The 14,163-nt window shown below is 75.9% G+C and carries 11 protein-coding genes; 6 read left to right on the forward strand and 5 right to left on the reverse strand.

The features are described from left to right. Positions 1-126: 126 nt before the first annotated feature. From CLV52_RS08790 to CLV52_RS08800, 3 genes are all read left to right on the forward strand, one after another. Positions 127-2,781: a cation-translocating P-type ATPase gene (locus CLV52_RS08790; RefSeq protein ID WP_246018047.1), complete on the forward strand. Its 2,655-nt coding sequence runs from the start codon at positions 127-129 to the stop codon at positions 2,779-2,781. 146 nt (positions 2,782-2,927) lie between these two features. Continuing rightward, complete coding sequence (locus tag CLV52_RS08795) at positions 2,928-4,637, forward strand: sensor histidine kinase (protein WP_162850773.1); 1,710 nt, start codon at positions 2,928-2,930, stop codon at positions 4,635-4,637. 107 nt (positions 4,638-4,744) lie between these two features. Continuing rightward, positions 4,745-5,404 carry a response regulator gene (locus tag CLV52_RS08800; protein WP_133765995.1) on the forward strand — a complete coding sequence of 220 codons (660 nt, stop codon included), beginning with the start codon at positions 4,745-4,747 and terminating at the stop codon, positions 5,402-5,404. A gap of 51 nt (positions 5,405-5,455) precedes the next feature. Here the strand turns inward: CLV52_RS08800 and CLV52_RS08805 are convergent, their stop codons facing one another. Beyond that, complete coding sequence (locus CLV52_RS08805; protein WP_133765996.1) at positions 5,456-6,130, reverse strand: BON domain-containing protein; 675 nt, start codon at positions 6,128-6,130, stop codon at positions 5,456-5,458. 108 nt (positions 6,131-6,238) lie between these two features. Here CLV52_RS08805 and CLV52_RS08810 point away from each other — a divergent pair, with 108 nt between their 5' ends. Both CLV52_RS08810 and CLV52_RS08815 read left to right on the forward strand, forming a co-directional pair. Next, entirely contained in the window at positions 6,239-7,159 is a 921-nt protein-coding gene (locus CLV52_RS08810; RefSeq protein ID WP_133765997.1) for a universal stress protein, read from the forward strand. Further along, positions 7,156-8,019 (forward strand): universal stress protein, encoded by an 864-nt coding sequence (locus tag CLV52_RS08815; protein ID WP_133765998.1) that lies wholly within the window; start codon positions 7,156-7,158, stop codon positions 8,017-8,019. Before CLV52_RS08810 ends, CLV52_RS08815 begins: the two co-directional genes overlap by 4 nt. 535 nt (positions 8,020-8,554) lie before the next feature. On the opposite strand, the gene CLV52_RS08820 is transcribed toward CLV52_RS08815, so the two are convergent. The 4 genes from CLV52_RS08820 to pflB form a co-directional block, all read right to left on the reverse strand. Continuing rightward, on the reverse strand, positions 8,555-9,400 hold the full coding sequence (locus CLV52_RS08820) for a BON domain-containing protein (RefSeq protein ID WP_133765999.1): 846 nt from the start codon (positions 9,398-9,400) through the stop codon (positions 8,555-8,557). Between the two features lie 17 nt (positions 9,401-9,417). Further along, a complete protein-coding gene (locus CLV52_RS08825; RefSeq protein WP_133766000.1) occupies positions 9,418-9,957 on the reverse strand; it encodes a flavodoxin in 540 nt (179 codons plus the stop codon). 83 nt (positions 9,958-10,040) lie between these two features. Beyond that, entirely contained in the window at positions 10,041-10,823 is a 783-nt protein-coding gene (gene pflA, locus CLV52_RS08830; RefSeq protein WP_133766001.1) for a pyruvate formate-lyase-activating protein, read from the reverse strand. Between the two features lie 7 nt (positions 10,824-10,830). Next, entirely contained in the window at positions 10,831-13,095 is a 2,265-nt protein-coding gene (gene pflB, locus CLV52_RS08835; RefSeq protein ID WP_133766002.1) for a formate C-acetyltransferase, read from the reverse strand. A 127-nt stretch (positions 13,096-13,222) separates the two neighbouring features. On the opposite strand from pflB, the gene CLV52_RS08840 reads away from it, so the two are divergent. Continuing rightward, positions 13,223-14,140: a universal stress protein gene (locus CLV52_RS08840; protein WP_162850774.1), complete on the forward strand. Its 918-nt coding sequence runs from the start codon at positions 13,223-13,225 to the stop codon at positions 14,138-14,140. Positions 14,141-14,163 lie beyond the last annotated feature (23 nt).

Genomic DNA, 14,163 nt, shown 5'->3' on the forward strand with positions numbered 1-14,163 from the left:
GCACGATCCGCGACCGGTCCGCGATCGGCACAGGGCCATTCGGCCCTCTCGGGGCCGCCGGTCGCCGACCTACCGTGGCGGCGTGATCGCGTCCGCCCAGCGGCGCCGCCCGCGACCCGGACGGCCGTGACCGACGTCGCGCCCGCGCCCGACCGGACCGGACCGGAGTCGGACGAGGGGCCGCTGCCCGCGCTCCTGCGGGCGCTGCGCACGACTCCGGAGGGCCTCGGCAGCAGGGAGGCCGCCCGCCGGCTCGCGCAGCACGGGCCGAACACCCTGCCCGAGCGGGCCGCGAACGGTCTCGCGCGGCAGGTGCTCCGGCAGCTCGTGCATCCGCTCGCGCTCCTGCTCTGGCTGGCGGCGGGCCTCGCGTTCCTGACGGAATCCGCGGTGGTCGGCTGGAGCGTCATCGGCATCGTCGCCCTCAACGCCGTCGTGGCCGTGCTCCAGGAGCGCCAGGCGACGCACGCGGTCGAGGCCCTCGAGGGCTACCTCCCGGCCCGGGCCCGGGTCCGTCGGGACGGCGGCGTGCTCGACGTCGCCGCAGCGGATCTGGTGCCCGGCGACGTCGTGGTCGTCATGGAAGGGGACCGTGTCTCGGCGGACGCGCGGATCCTCTCCGGTGCGGTCGACGTCGATGCGTCCGCGCTCACGGGGGAGTCCGCTCCCGTCCACCGGGAGGCCTTCGGCGCGCCGGCCGACCGGCTGCTCGACGCTGCCGACCGGCTCTTCTCCGGCACCGGCTGCATCGCTGGTCGCGCGGACGCGGTCGTCACCGCGACGGGCGCCCGGACGGAGCTCGGCCGCATCGCCACCCTCTCCCAGCACGCTCGAGCGGGGGAGGAGAGCCCGCTCGAGCGGCAGGTGCGGCGCGCCACCTGGGTGATCGCGATCGTCGCCGTCGGGGTCGGCGTCCTGTTCCTGCCGCTCGGCCTGCTCGCCGGCCTGAGCCTGCCGAACGCCGCCCTGTTCTCGGTCGGCCTGCTCGTCGCGAACGTGCCGGAGGGGCTGCTGCCGACCATCACGTTGGCGCTCGCGATCGGCGTCCGAGTGCTCGCTCGGCGCGGCGCGGTCGTGAAGCGGCTCTCCGCGGTGGAGACGCTCGGCTCGACCACCGTGATCTGCACGGACAAGACCGGCACCCTCACCACGAACCGCATGCGGGTCGCCGAGGTGTGGGTCGACGGCGCGACGCTCGAGCCCGACGACCCGGCCGTGCCGCGGGCCCTGCTCGAGGTGCTGGCCGACTGCAATCAGCTCGAGGTGTCGCACGACCCCATGGAGACGGCCCTCCGCGACGCCGCTGCCGCCGTCGGCATCCCGGCGCGCGGGCCCGTCGCCGTTCTCCCGTTCGACGTCCGCCGCCGGCGGATGAGCGTCGTGATCCGCACCGAGACCGGTCACCTCGTCGAGACCAAGGGCGCTCCCGAGCAGCTGCTCGAGCGGTGCACCGCGCTCGGGAGCGGCGGCGGCAGGCCGATGACCGCCGGAGACGCCGCCGCGGTCCGAACCGCGCTCCAGGCGCTCACCGGACGCGGCCTCCGGGTTCTCGCGGTCGCCGCGCGTCGGACGAGCGGTGTGCCGCGGAACGCGGACGAGGCCGAGACCGGGCTGGGCCTACTCGGACTCGTGGCCCTCCTCGACCCGCCGCGTCCCGGCGTCCGCGAGGCGGTCGCCGCCTGCCATGAGGCGGGCATCCGCGTCCACGTCATCACCGGCGACAACGGCGCCACAGCCGCGGAGATCGCCCGCCAGGTCGGGATCCGCACAGCGCGGGTGATCTCCGGAGCCGAGGCGGACGCGATGTCGGAGCCGGAGCTGGACGCGCTCCTCGCGGGCGACGACGAGTTCGTGTTCGCCCGCGCCACCCCCGAGGGCAAGCTGCGGATCGCGGAGGCGCTGAAGGCGAACGGCGAGACCGTCGCGATGACGGGCGACGGGGTGAATGACGCGCCGGCGCTCCACGCCGCGGACATCGGCGTCGCGATGGGCCGGTCGGGCACGGATGTCGCCCGGGCCGCCGCGACCATGGTCCTGCTCGACGACGACTTCGGCACCATCGTCGCCGCGATCCGGGAGGGACGCCGGGTCTACGCCGACCTGCGCAAGTTCGTGCTCTACGTGTTCGTCCATCTGATGCCGGAGGTGGTGCCGTTCCTCGTCTTCGCGCTCGCCGGCGGCGCGGTCCCGCTGCCGCTGACGGCGCTGCAGATCCTCGCGATCGACCTCGGCACCGAGCTGCTCCCCGCACTCGCGCTCGGCCGGGAGGCGGCGGAGCCGGATGTGATGCGGAGGCGGCCCCGGCCACGGACCGAACCGCTCATCACCCGCACGCTCCTCGTCCGCGCCTGGGGGCTGATGGGCGTGCTGTCCGCCGGGCTCGCGCTCCTCGCGTTCTTCGCCGTGCTGCTCGCGGGCGGTTGGACGCCCGGGGCGCCGACCGGGCCAGGCACCCTTCTGCACGGGACGTACCTGCAGGCGACGAGCGCAGCCTTCGCGGCGATCGTCGTGTGCCAGATCGGCACCGCGTTCGCGGCACGGACGGAGCGGGCGTCGCTCGCCTCGATCGGCGTGCTGAGCAATCGCCCGCTGCTCGTCGCGATCGGCGTCGAACTGCTGTTCGTGGTCGTGCTCACGACCGTTCCGCCGCTGCAGGTCGCCTTCGGCACCGCACTGCTGCCGCTGTGGGTCTGGGCGGTGCTCGTCCCGTTCCCCCTGCTCGTGTGGGCGCCCGACGAGCTCGTCCGGGCGCTGCGGCGCCGACGGGACGGCGACCGGTGACGCCCGACGTCGACGGACGTCCGACGCCGGAGGTGCTCATCGCGCAGCGGATCGCTCGAGAACCGAGCGGGGCGGGGCGACGCACGCGGTCCTACACTGGCGATTCCCCGCCGCCTCCCCGGCGGGGCGCCCAGCCGGGAGGTGCCGTGAGTGATCCCGGACTGCCCCTCGACGAGCCGCGCGTCGACTTCGACCGGCGGCTCTCCGACCTGGTCCACGCGGCGAACGACGTGCTCGCCACGCAGCGCAGGCTGCGCGCACTGCTGCGTGCGAACCAGGCGATCACCGCGCAGCTCGACCTCGACTCGGTGCTCCGCAGCGTCGTCGAGGCCGCTCGCCAGCTCACCGGGGCCCGGTACGGCGCCATCGGCGTCATCGGCGAGCACGGCGGTCTCGACCGCTTCGTCCACGCCGGCATGGACGAAGCCCATGTCGAGCGGATCGGGCGTCTGCCGCGGGGCGAGGGGCTGCTTGGCGCCGTCATCACGGAGGCGCGACCGATCCGCATCCCCGACATCGGCGCGGACCCGCGTTCCGTCGGGTTCCCCGACGGGCACCCGCCGATGCACGACTTCCTCGGCGTCCCGGTCCGGGTGCGCGGGATCGTCTACGGCAACCTCTACCTCTCCGGTCATCCGGACGGCGCGTTCACCGACGAGGACGAGCAGCTGGTGCGATCGCTCGCCGCATCCGCAGGGTTCGCGGTCGAGAACGCGCGGCTCTACCGCGATGTGCAGCGACGTGAGGCCTGGGCCGCCGCCTCCGCGCAGATCACCGCTCGCCTCCTGGCGCCGGAGGAGGGGGACGCGCTCCCGCTCATCGCGGAGCGGACGCGGCAGCTCGCGCAGGCGATGAGCACCTTCGTCCTGCTGGTGGCCGACGACCCGGAGCAGGTCCACGTCGTGAGCGTCGGCGGAGCGGACCCGAACGGCGTCGCCGGCGCGATCCGGCCGCTGTCCGACACGCTCGCGACGGAAGTCCTGCGGACGGGCGCGCCCCGGCGCTTCGAGGAGCAGGACCTCCGTGACCTCGGCGACGCCCGCTTCGACGCCTTCGGGCCGGTCATGGCGCTGCCCCTCCTGACCGACGACCGGACGATCGGCACCGTCGTCGTCGCGAGGGCTCCGGGCGAACCGGCGTTCACCGACGCCGACCTCGCCGCCGCCGCGGACTTCGTCGGGCGCGCCGCCGTCGCCCTCGAGCTCGTCCGGGTTCGGGAGCAGGCCGATCGGGTCCTGCTGTTCGAGGACCGCGCCCGCATCGCCCGGGACCTGCACGACCGGGTCATCCAGCAGCTCTTCGCCACCGGGATGCAGCTCCAGGCCGTGCTCGGGACCCTGGACGCCGGTCCGAACGCCGACCGCGTCGACGCCGCGATCACGAGCCTCGACGAGTCGATCAGCCAGATCCGCCGAGTGATCTTCACCCTGCAGTCGCCCGGACGCACCACGAAGCACGTGACCGGCCGTCAGCGGCTCATCGACCTCATCGAGCGGCGCAGCGCCGCCCTGTCGGTCGAGCCGTCGGTGACGGTCACCGGTCCGGTCGACTCGGTGCTCGACGGCGACCTCGCCGACGACGTGCTGGCCGTCGTCGGCGAGGGGATGTCGAACGCCGTCAAGCACGCCGCCGCCGAGGACATCGCGATCGATGTCGCCGCCGACGCCCGGGGCGTGACCGTGACCGTGACGGTGGCGAACGGCGGCCGAGCCCCGACCGACGGCGGGCGGCGCAGCGGCCTGCGCAACCTCGAGGAGCGCGCCGCCCGCCGCAACGGCTCGATGCGGCTCGAGCCGGAGGACGGACGGACCGTTCTCACCTGGTCCGTCCCGGTGAACGGGGACGACGACGCCTGAGCCGGGACCAAGGGCCCTGGTCCGGTGCCGCCCCGTGCAGGAGCATCGAAGGGACACCTCGGCCGCGGCGGGACCGGGCCACGACGTCGTCCGGGAGGGCGCAGCGCATGAGCGACGAGATCACCGTGTTCCTCGTCGACGACCACGAGCTCGTCCGGCGGGGCGTCGCCGAGCTGCTCGATGCCGAGCCCGGCATCCGCGTGGTCGGCGAGGCCGGCAGCATCGAGCAGGCGCGAGGGCGGATCGGCGCGACCGCGCCCGCGATCGCGCTGCTCGACGTTCGCCTGCCGGACGGCAGCGGGATCGACCTCTGCCGCGAGCTCCGGACGCGCATGCCGGCGGTGCGCTGCGTCATGCTCACCGCCTACGACGACGACGAGGCGATGATCGCGGCCGTCATCGCGGACGCGGCCGGCTACGTCCTGAAGGACATCCGCGGCAGCGGCCTCGTCGAGGTCCTCCGGCGCGTCGCGACCGGCAGGTCCGCCCTCGACCCCGCGCTCGTCCGGGCCGTCCGGGCCCGACTCCGGAACGCCTCGTCCGGCGACCCGCGGCTCGCCTCGCTCAACCCGCGCGAGCGGGAGGTGCTCGCGCTCATCGCCGACGGCCTCTCCAACCGGCAGATCGGCAACCGGCTCGCGCTGACGGAGAAGACGGTGAAGAACTACGTCTCGAGCATGCTCGCGAAGCTCGGGCTGCAGAGCAGGACCCAGGCGGCGGTGCTGCACCTCGAGACGCGACGGGCACGGCCGCTCACGGCGCGCTGACTGCACGCCGGCTGTGCGGCGCGGTCCGACGGCGCCGCGCGGTGGCGGCGGTCATGAGGACACGACGATGCGGTCGTCGACGTCGGTCACGTGCGGCGATGCCCACGCGGCCGCTTCCGCCTGCCGCCGCTCCGCGAACGAGCGCACCCGGCCCTCGAGGACGGCCGTCGTCCCCTCCACCCGCACCGTCACGTGCTGGGCGTCGATCACCGCGTTGCGGCGGATCGCCGCCCGGATGCGCTCCTGCGCGTCCTCGGCGGAGGGGCGGCGCTCGAGCTCCAACCGGCTGTCGATCCCGCGTACGCCGCGCAGCCGTTCCACGGCCCGCCGGGCGCCGACCCGCTGCGCGTTCGTCCGCACCGTGCCTGTGAGGACGACGACCCCGTTCCGCACCACGATCCCGACCGCCTCGTCCGGGATCTCCGCGTCGTCCTGCAGGGCTCGGGACACGGCGGCGGCGAGGTCGTCGTCGTGCACGGCGTCGGCGACGGCCGGTCGCACGCGGATGTCGTCGGCGACCGCCCGCACGCCGCGGACGCGGAGCGCTGCCCGCTCGGCGGTCATCCGCTGCGCGAAGGAGTCGACGGTGCCGGTGAGCGTGACCGCGCCGTGCTCGACGGCGACGCCGATGTCCGCGACGTCGACCCCGGGGGCCCACTCGAGCTCCTCGATGACGGTCTGCTGCAGCTGGTGATCGGCGATCGACGCCGTGCCGGACGTGCTCATGCCCGCATCGTCCGGGGGGGACGCCGACCGGCGCAGTGCCGAAGGTCCCGGCGGCCGGGCGGACCAAGTGCCCTGGTCCGCGGCGGCGGCGGGCGGCACGCTGACGGCATGACGAGCACACCGCCGCGGGGTGCCGGCGCCTCGGTCGCCGACGGTCCCCGCCGCGTGCTCGTCGGCGTCGACGCCTCGTCGGACGCCGCAGCGGCGCTCCACGCGGGCGCGTGCGCGGCGACCGCGATCGGCGCCGAGCTCCTCGCCCTGACGGCGTGGGCGGAGACGCCACCGCTCGGCGTGGAGCTCGGCGTCGACGCCGACCGCGTCGTGATCGAGCGGCTGCAGCGCGAGGTGGAGCCGATCGCCGCCGTGTTCCCGTCGCTGCCGATCCGGACGCGGGTCGTGCACGGGGAGGCGGCGCGGGCGCTGCTGACCGCCGGCATGGACGCGGATCTGCTCGTCGTCGGGGCGCGCGGGCGCGGCGGCTTCCCGGGCCTGCCGCTCGGCTCCACCGCGATGCTCTGCGTGCTGCACGCCCCCGCCCCCGTCCTCGTCGTCCGCTCCTCCTCGAGCGGACCCGCCTTCGACGCGGCCGACGCCCCCGGGTCCAGGCGCGTCGTCGTCGGCGTCGCGGCCGCGACGACGCACTCCGCGGCCGCGCTGCGCGACGCCGCCCGCGCCGCGCAGGAGCTCGACGCGTCGCTCGAGGTCGTCACCGCGTGGCAGGCGCCCGAGCAGCTGCCCGGCCCCGTGCCGGCGGTGACGGACCGGGTCCGGACGACCGCGGCGGCGCGGCAGGCGGCGGCCGTCCGCGAGGCCTTCCCGGACGGTCCGCCGCCGCGGCTCCGCGAGACGCTGCAGGAGGGCGGGGCCGCCGCCGTGCTCGTGGCCGAGAGCGCCCGCAGCGACCTCCTCGTCGTCGGCGGGGACAGCAGGAACGCCCTGACCGGCGTGCTGCTCGGTCCCGTGGCGCTGACGAGCGTCATGCACGCCTCCTGCCCGGTGCTCGTCGTGCGCGGCGGGAGGCGCGGATGACGGGCCGGTCCGCGGCGCCGGCGGCGAACGCCGCGCCGCCTCCGGCGACCGCGGAGCGCGTCCTGCTCGTCGCGGGCGGGGACGCCGCCGCGTTCGCGGCCGCCCGCTGGGTCGCCCGGAGGGCGCAGCAGCACCCGATCGCGGTGACGCTGGTCGCGGTGCCGGACGACGAGCACGTCGACCCGGTCGAGCGCACGGCGACCGTGCTGCGCGGCGCCGCGCCGCACCTGCCCCTCACCGTGCGGATGCCGCGCGGCCCGATCCGCTCGGTGCTGAGCGGCGTCGCGTCCCGTCAGGACCTCGTCGTGCTCGGCACGAACCGCGTCACCGCCATGACGCACGTGCTGCCGCCCACCCTCGCCGTGCGCCTCGCCGAGTCGGTGCGGCGGCCGGTCGTGCTGGTGCCGCGGGGCTGGCAGGACGACGGCGGCGACGTCGTGGTCGGGGTCGTCGACGACGGCAGCGACGGCGACGCGATCGACTTCGCCGTGCAGGAGGCCTCGGCGACGGGGCGGTGCCTGCGCCTCGCCCACGTCTGGCGGCTGTCCGCCGTCGTGACGCCCGTGTTCCCCGCGGCGATCGACGCCGCCCCGATCCGGGACGAGCACCGGCGCCTGCTCGACCGCGTCGCCGACCGGGTGCGCGCCGCGGCGCCGGCGCTCGAGGTGTCGACGACCCTCGTGCACGGCGAGCCGAACGTCGACGTCGTCCGCTCGGGCGTGGGCGCGTCGCTCGTGGTCGTCGGCTCCCACGAGTACTCCGCCGTCGACCGCGTGCTGCTCCGCTCGGTCGGCAGGGCGCTCGCGGAGCGGCCGCCGTGCCCGGTCGCGATCGTCCCGCCGCGCAGGACGCGGTCGTGAGCTCCTCGGCGCGCCCGGGACGGCGGCCGCGAGCGCTGCCCGCACGGGCGACGCTGCCGGAGCACCGCCGGGTCGCCCTCGTGCTCGACGGTGCGGCCGCGGACGCCGACGTCGTCCGATGGGCGGCGGACTGGGGCGGGCGTCGCGTCGTCGACGTCGACCTCCTCGCCCTCGTGACCGAGCGCCCGCACCGCACCTTCGCCGCGCGGGCGGGGTCGGCGGCCGAGGCGCTCCGCGCCGCCGGCGAGCGGCTCGCGGTCGGCGAGCCCTCCGCCGACGTCCGCGACCACCTGCTGACCGCCGGGCTCGGCCGGTCGCTGCCGCCGTTCCTCGTCGGGCGGGACCTGCTCGTCCTCGGCGCGCGCGGCACCCGCCGCCGGCGGCGCACGGTCCGCGTCGCGCAGCGGACCGGGGTCGCCGTGGTGCTCGTGCCGCACCCGTGGGCCGCGGTCGGCGCGTCGGTCGTCCTCGCCGGCGCACCCCGCGCCGCGGCGACGGCGCTCGCGTTCGCCCGTCGCGAAGCGGCGGCGGCCGGTCAGCCGCTCGTGCTCGCCCCCGGGGCCGTCCTGCCGGTGTCGGCGTCGCTCGTCGTGGTCGACGGCGGTTCGGCGACGCCGCGCGCCGCGACCGCCGCACGGCTCGCGCTGGACGCCGGGGTCCCGGTCGCCGTCGTCCCGAGGGGACGCTGACCGTCGTCGTCGTCGTCGACGACGAGCCGGTCGCGCACGGCGGAGACGTGCGGCGAGGACCATGCCGCGAGCACGATCCGGTGGCGGTCCGACGGCGTCCGCACCGTCCCCGTGAGCACCGCCTCCGTCCCCTGCACGTCGATCTCGACGGCCGACGCGTCGACGTCGGCGGTCCCGAGCAGCGCGCGACGGATCGTCGCCGCGGCGTCGGGGGAGGCGGATCGCGGCGTGACGCCGATCTCGGCGTGCACGGCCCGGACGCCCGCGAGGCGGGCGACCCGCCGGACGGCCGCGTCGCGCTCGGCGTGGTCCGCGACCTCGCCGTGCAGCGTCACCACGCCGTCGCGCACGGCGGCGGCGACGGAGCCGGGCCGGAGGTCGGCGTCGCGATCGAGCGCCGCGACGACCGTCTCCGCGACGTCCCGGTCGCTGCGCCGCCCCCAGCGGGAGCGCCGCGCGTCGAGCTCGTCGACGACCGCGCGGACGCCGTGGACGCCGAGCGCCGTCGTCCGGGCGGCGAGCGCCTCGGCGGCGCGCACGGGTTCGCCGGCGAGGACGACGACCCCGTCGTGCACGGCGACCGCGATGCGCGCCGCGTCGACGCCGGGGCTCCGCTCGAGCGCCTCGCGGACGGCGTGCTGCAGGTCGTGGTCGGACGGCGCGGGCGCGGTCCCGCCGGAGGTCGTCGGCATGCGCGGCGGCGACGCGCTCAGGACCGGGGGAGGGGGCCGACGTCCTCCGGGGTGCGGCCGGCCGGCACGGGGAGGAGCGTCGCCGCCCACCGCGCCGCCCGCTCGACCTCGCCGTCGACGACCGGACCCTGCGTGCCCTTCACGAGGAACGCCTCCGTGCCGACGACGCGGATGCCCCGGTGCCGGGCGATCCGCGCCGCGGCGGCCGCGGCGCCGCGGGGGAAGCGCGGCGCCCGCTCGACCCGGGTCGTGAACGCGGCGAGGTCGAAGGAGGCCGACGCGTCCAGCGCGTCGAGCCACTCCCGGACCCCGCGCACCGCCCGGTCGGGCGATGCGCCCTGGTGCACGGCCTCCTTGCGCGACTGCGCGGTGGGGAGCGAGAACCCGTGGGTCGGCGCCCCGACGATCACGAGGCGCACGTCGCTCCCGGGCAGCGCGGGCGCGACCGAGGCCCCGACCACGTCCACGTCGGCGACGGGACGCAGCGCGTGCGCGACCGCCCAGCCGATGCGCTCCGTGTTCCCGAACATCGACTCCAGCACGACCAGCACCCGCACGAGCGACTCCTTCCACCGGCTCGCATCGTCCCGCGCGGGCGGCGCTCCCGCCCGGGGCGAAGGTCCCGACCCCGCGGGGCGGTTCAGAGCACGAGCAGACCGTGCGACCGCAGCCGGGCGCGGACGCGGTCCTGCGTCTCCGCGTCGGGCGGCCGCACGCCGTGCAGGGAGTACGGGATGCCGAGCGCGTCCCACTTGTGCTCGCCGAGCTGGTGGAACGGCAGCACCTCGACGCGGTCCACGGTCGGCCACCGCGCGACGATCCGGCCGACCGCGTCGACGTTCTCGTCCGCGTCCGTCAGCCCCGGGACGAGCACGAACCGGATCCACATGCGGTCGCCCCGCGCCGCCAGCCGGTCGCCGAACGCCACCGTCGGGGCGAGCTCGCCGCCGGTGACGGCGCGGTAGGTGTCGGCGAGGCCCGACTTCACGTCGAGGAGGACGAGATCGGTGACGTCGAGGAGCTCGTCGTCCGCGTCGGCGCCGAGGAAGCCCGAGGTGTCCAGCGCGGTGCGCACGCCCATGCGGCGGCAGGCGGTGAAGAGCTCGCGGACGACGTCGGGCTGCCGGAGCGGTTCGCCGCCGCTCAGGGTGACGCCCCCGCCGGTCGCGGTGAACACGGGCCGGTAGCGGCGGACCAGCTCGACCAGGTCGCCGACCGGGGTCGGCGTGCCGTCCTCGAAGCGCCACGTGTCCGGGTTGTGGCAGTACCGGCAGCGGAGCGGGCAGCCGGAGAGGAAGACGGTGAGCCGCGTGCCCGGGCCGTCCACGGCGGTCGCGAGCTCCCACGAGTGGACGCTCGCCGTCACGCCGCTCGGGGCGGTCGGCGGGGGAGCGGCGACGACGGGCGGCGGCAGGCGGGTCACGGCCGGCTCACACGGACTCGTGGAAGGTGCGGCTGATCACGTCGAGCTGCTGCTCGCGGGTCAGCCGGATGAAGCGGACGGCGTACCCGGAGACCCGGATCGTCAGCTCCGGGTACCGGTCCGGATGCGCCATGGCGTCCTCCAGCGTCGACCGGTTCAGCACGTTGACGTTGAGGTGGTAGCCGCCGGCGGCCGTGTACGCGTCGAGCAGGCCGGTGAGGTTCCCGACCCGCTCCTCCTCGGTCCGCCCGAGCCCCTGCGGCACGATCGTGCTCGTCAGTGAGATCCCGTCCCGGGCGTCCGCGAACGGGAGCTTCGCGACGCTCAGCGCCGCCGCGAGCATGCCGTGCACGTCGCGGCCGTTCATCGGGTTCGCGCCCGGCGCGGACGGCGCGCCGGCCGGGCGCCCGTCGGGCGTCGCACCCGTGTGCCTGCCGTAGACGACGTTCGACGTGATCGTCAGCACCGACTGCGTGTGCACCGCGTCGCGGTACGCCGGATGGCGGCGGAGGCGCTCCATGAAGGCGTGGACGATGGACACGGCGATGGCGTCGACGCGGTCGTCGTCGTTGCCGTACGCCGGGAAGTCGCCCTCGACGCGGTAGTCGACCGCCAGCCCGCTCTCGTCGCGCACGGGGTGCACCCGTGCGTCGCGGATCGCCGAGAGCGAGTCCGTCGCCACGCTCAGGCCCGCGATGCCGCACGCGAGGGTCCGGAGGACGTCGCGGTCGTGCAGCGCCATCTCGAGCCGCTCGTACGCGTACTTGTCGTGCATGAAGTGGATGCAGTTCAGCGCCTCGACGTAGGTCGCCGCGAGCCAGTCGAGCTCGCGCAGGTAGGCGGTCCAGACCTCGTCGAAGTCGAGGACGTCGCCCATGAGCGGCACGGTGACCGGGCCGATCTGCTCGCCGGAGACCTCGTCGCGGCCGCCGTTGATCGCGTAGAGCAGGGCCTTCGCGACGTTCACCCGGGCGCCGAAGAACTGCATCTGCTTCCCGACCCGCATCGGCGAGACGCAGCAGGCGATCGCGGCGTCGTCGCCGCAGGCGCCGCGGATCGCCCGGTCCGACTCGTACTGGATCGAGGACGTGTCGATCGACACCTTCGCGCAGAAGCGCTTGAAGCCCTCCGGCAGCCCCGAGTCCCACAGCACCGTGAGGTTCGGCTCGGGTGCGGGCCCCAGGTCGTAGAGCGTCTGCAGGAACCGGAACGAGGTGCGCGTCACGAGCGGGCGCCCGTCCTCGGCGAGGCCGCCGATGGACTCCGTCACCCAGGTGGGATCGCCGGAGAAGAGCTCGTCGTACTCCGGCGTGCGGAGGAAGCGGACGATGCGCAGCTTGATGACGAGGTCGTCGACGAGCTCCTGCGCGCGCCGCTCGTCGATCAGGCCGCGGTCGAGGTCGCGCTGGAGGTAGACGTCGAGGAAGGTGGAGACGCGGCCGAGCGACATCGCCGCTCCGTTCTGCTCCTTGATCGCGGCGAGGTAGCCGAAGTACAGCCACTGCACCGCCTCCCGGCCCGTCCGGGCGGGGCCGCGGATGTCGAAGCCGTACCGCTCGGCCATCGTCCGCAGGTCCTCGAGGGCGCGGATCTGCTCCGCGACCTCCTCGCGCAGGCGGATCGTCGGCTCGTCGGAGTAGCGCAGGTCGAGCTCGGCGCGCTCCTCGCGCTTCGCCGCGACGAGGGCGTCGACCCCGTAGAGCGGGACCCGCCGGTAGTCGCCGATGATCCGGCCGCGGCCGTAGGCGTCCGGGAGGCCCGTCACGACGCCGCTGCGCCGGGCGCGGAGGACGGCGGCCGGGTAGACGTCGAAGACGCCGTCGTTGTGGGTCCTGCGGTAGCGCGTGAAGATCGTCTCGAGCGCGGGATCGACCGGGTAGCCGTACGTCTCGAGCTCCTTCGCCACGAGGCGCCAGCCGCCGAACGGCATGATCGCGCGCTTCAGCGGCGCGTCGGTCTGCAGCCCGACGATCAGCTCGTGCTCCCGGTCGATCCAGCCGGGCGCGTGCGCGAGGATCGACGACGGGGTCGTCGCGTCGACGTCGAGGACGCCGCGCCGGCGCTCCTCCGGCAGCAGCGCCGCGATCCTCGCCCAGAGGGCGGTGGTCCTCGGCGTCGGGCCCTCGAGGAAGCCGGCGTCGCCGAGGTACGGCCGGACGTTGCGCTGGATGAAGTCCCGCACGTCGATCCGGTCCTGCCAGGCGCCGGCGACGAGACCGCGCCACGCCTCCTCCGTCCCCGCATCGACGGCGCGGGCGCTGGTGACGGTCATGGGGCTCCTTCCGACGCGCGCACCCTACGAGCGGCCGGCGCGGGCCGGACGGGCCCTTCGTCCCTGGCACGGCGGCGCGGCGGGAGGGAGCGTCGTGATCGACCGACCTGTGGAGGAGGAGCCCCCCATGAGCACCGCGCAGCATCCGACGACCACGACCACGACCTCGACCTCCACCTCGACGGCGCCGTCTGGGGTCCGGGGTCCGGAACGCGTGCTCCTCGCGACCGACGGGGGCATGGCCGGCGTCGCCGCCGTCCGGTGGCTCGCGGAGCGGTCCGTCCATCACTCGCTCGAGATCGAAGCGGTCCGCGTCGTGCCGGGCGGCGGCACCGTCCTCTCCGGCGGCGCGGCCGCCGACCTCGTCGATGCGGAGGGGTCGATGACCGAGGTGCGCGATCTGCTGCACCACCTGGCGCCGCGGAGCGCCGTCCGCACGGAGGTCGTCCCCGGCGAGGCGATCGACGTGCTGCACCGCCGCGCGGCCGGCGCCGACCTGGTGGTGGTGGGGACCAACCGCACCTCGCGGGGCGTGCCGCACCTGGTCGCGTCGTTCGCGGCGCGGCTGGTCGACGGCTCAGCGCGGCCGGTCGTGATCGTCCCGCGCGGCTGGACGCCCTCGGCGGGTCCGGTCGTGCTGGGCGCCCTCGCGGACGGCAGCGACGACGCGGCGATCGGGTTCGCGGCGGCCGAGGCCGCGGCGCTCGGCCGGCACCTCGTGCTCGTGCACGCGTGGCGGATCGCAGCGCTGTCGGCGCCGGGCGGGGGCATCGACCTCGATGAGCAGGCGATCGAGAGCGCGGAGAGCGCGAAGCTGAGCGAGCTGTCCGACCGGCTCCGCACCGCGCACCCGGGGCTGCGCGTCGCGCCGGTGCTCGACCGCGACGACCCCGTCCACGCGCTCGCCGTGGCGAGCCGCGGCGCCGTGCTCGTCGTGCTCGGCACGCACGGCCTCACCGCCGTGGACCGGCTGCTGCTCCGGTCGGTCAGCCGCGAGGTGCTCGAGCGGCCCGCGTGCCCGGTCGCGATCGTGCCGCACCCCTGACCGGGCTCGGCGCCGCTCGGCGC

It is taken from the genome of Amnibacterium kyonggiense (genome assembly GCF_004364555.1).
In the GTDB taxonomy this organism is placed as follows: Bacteria; Actinomycetota; Actinomycetes; order Actinomycetales; family Microbacteriaceae; genus Amnibacterium; species Amnibacterium kyonggiense.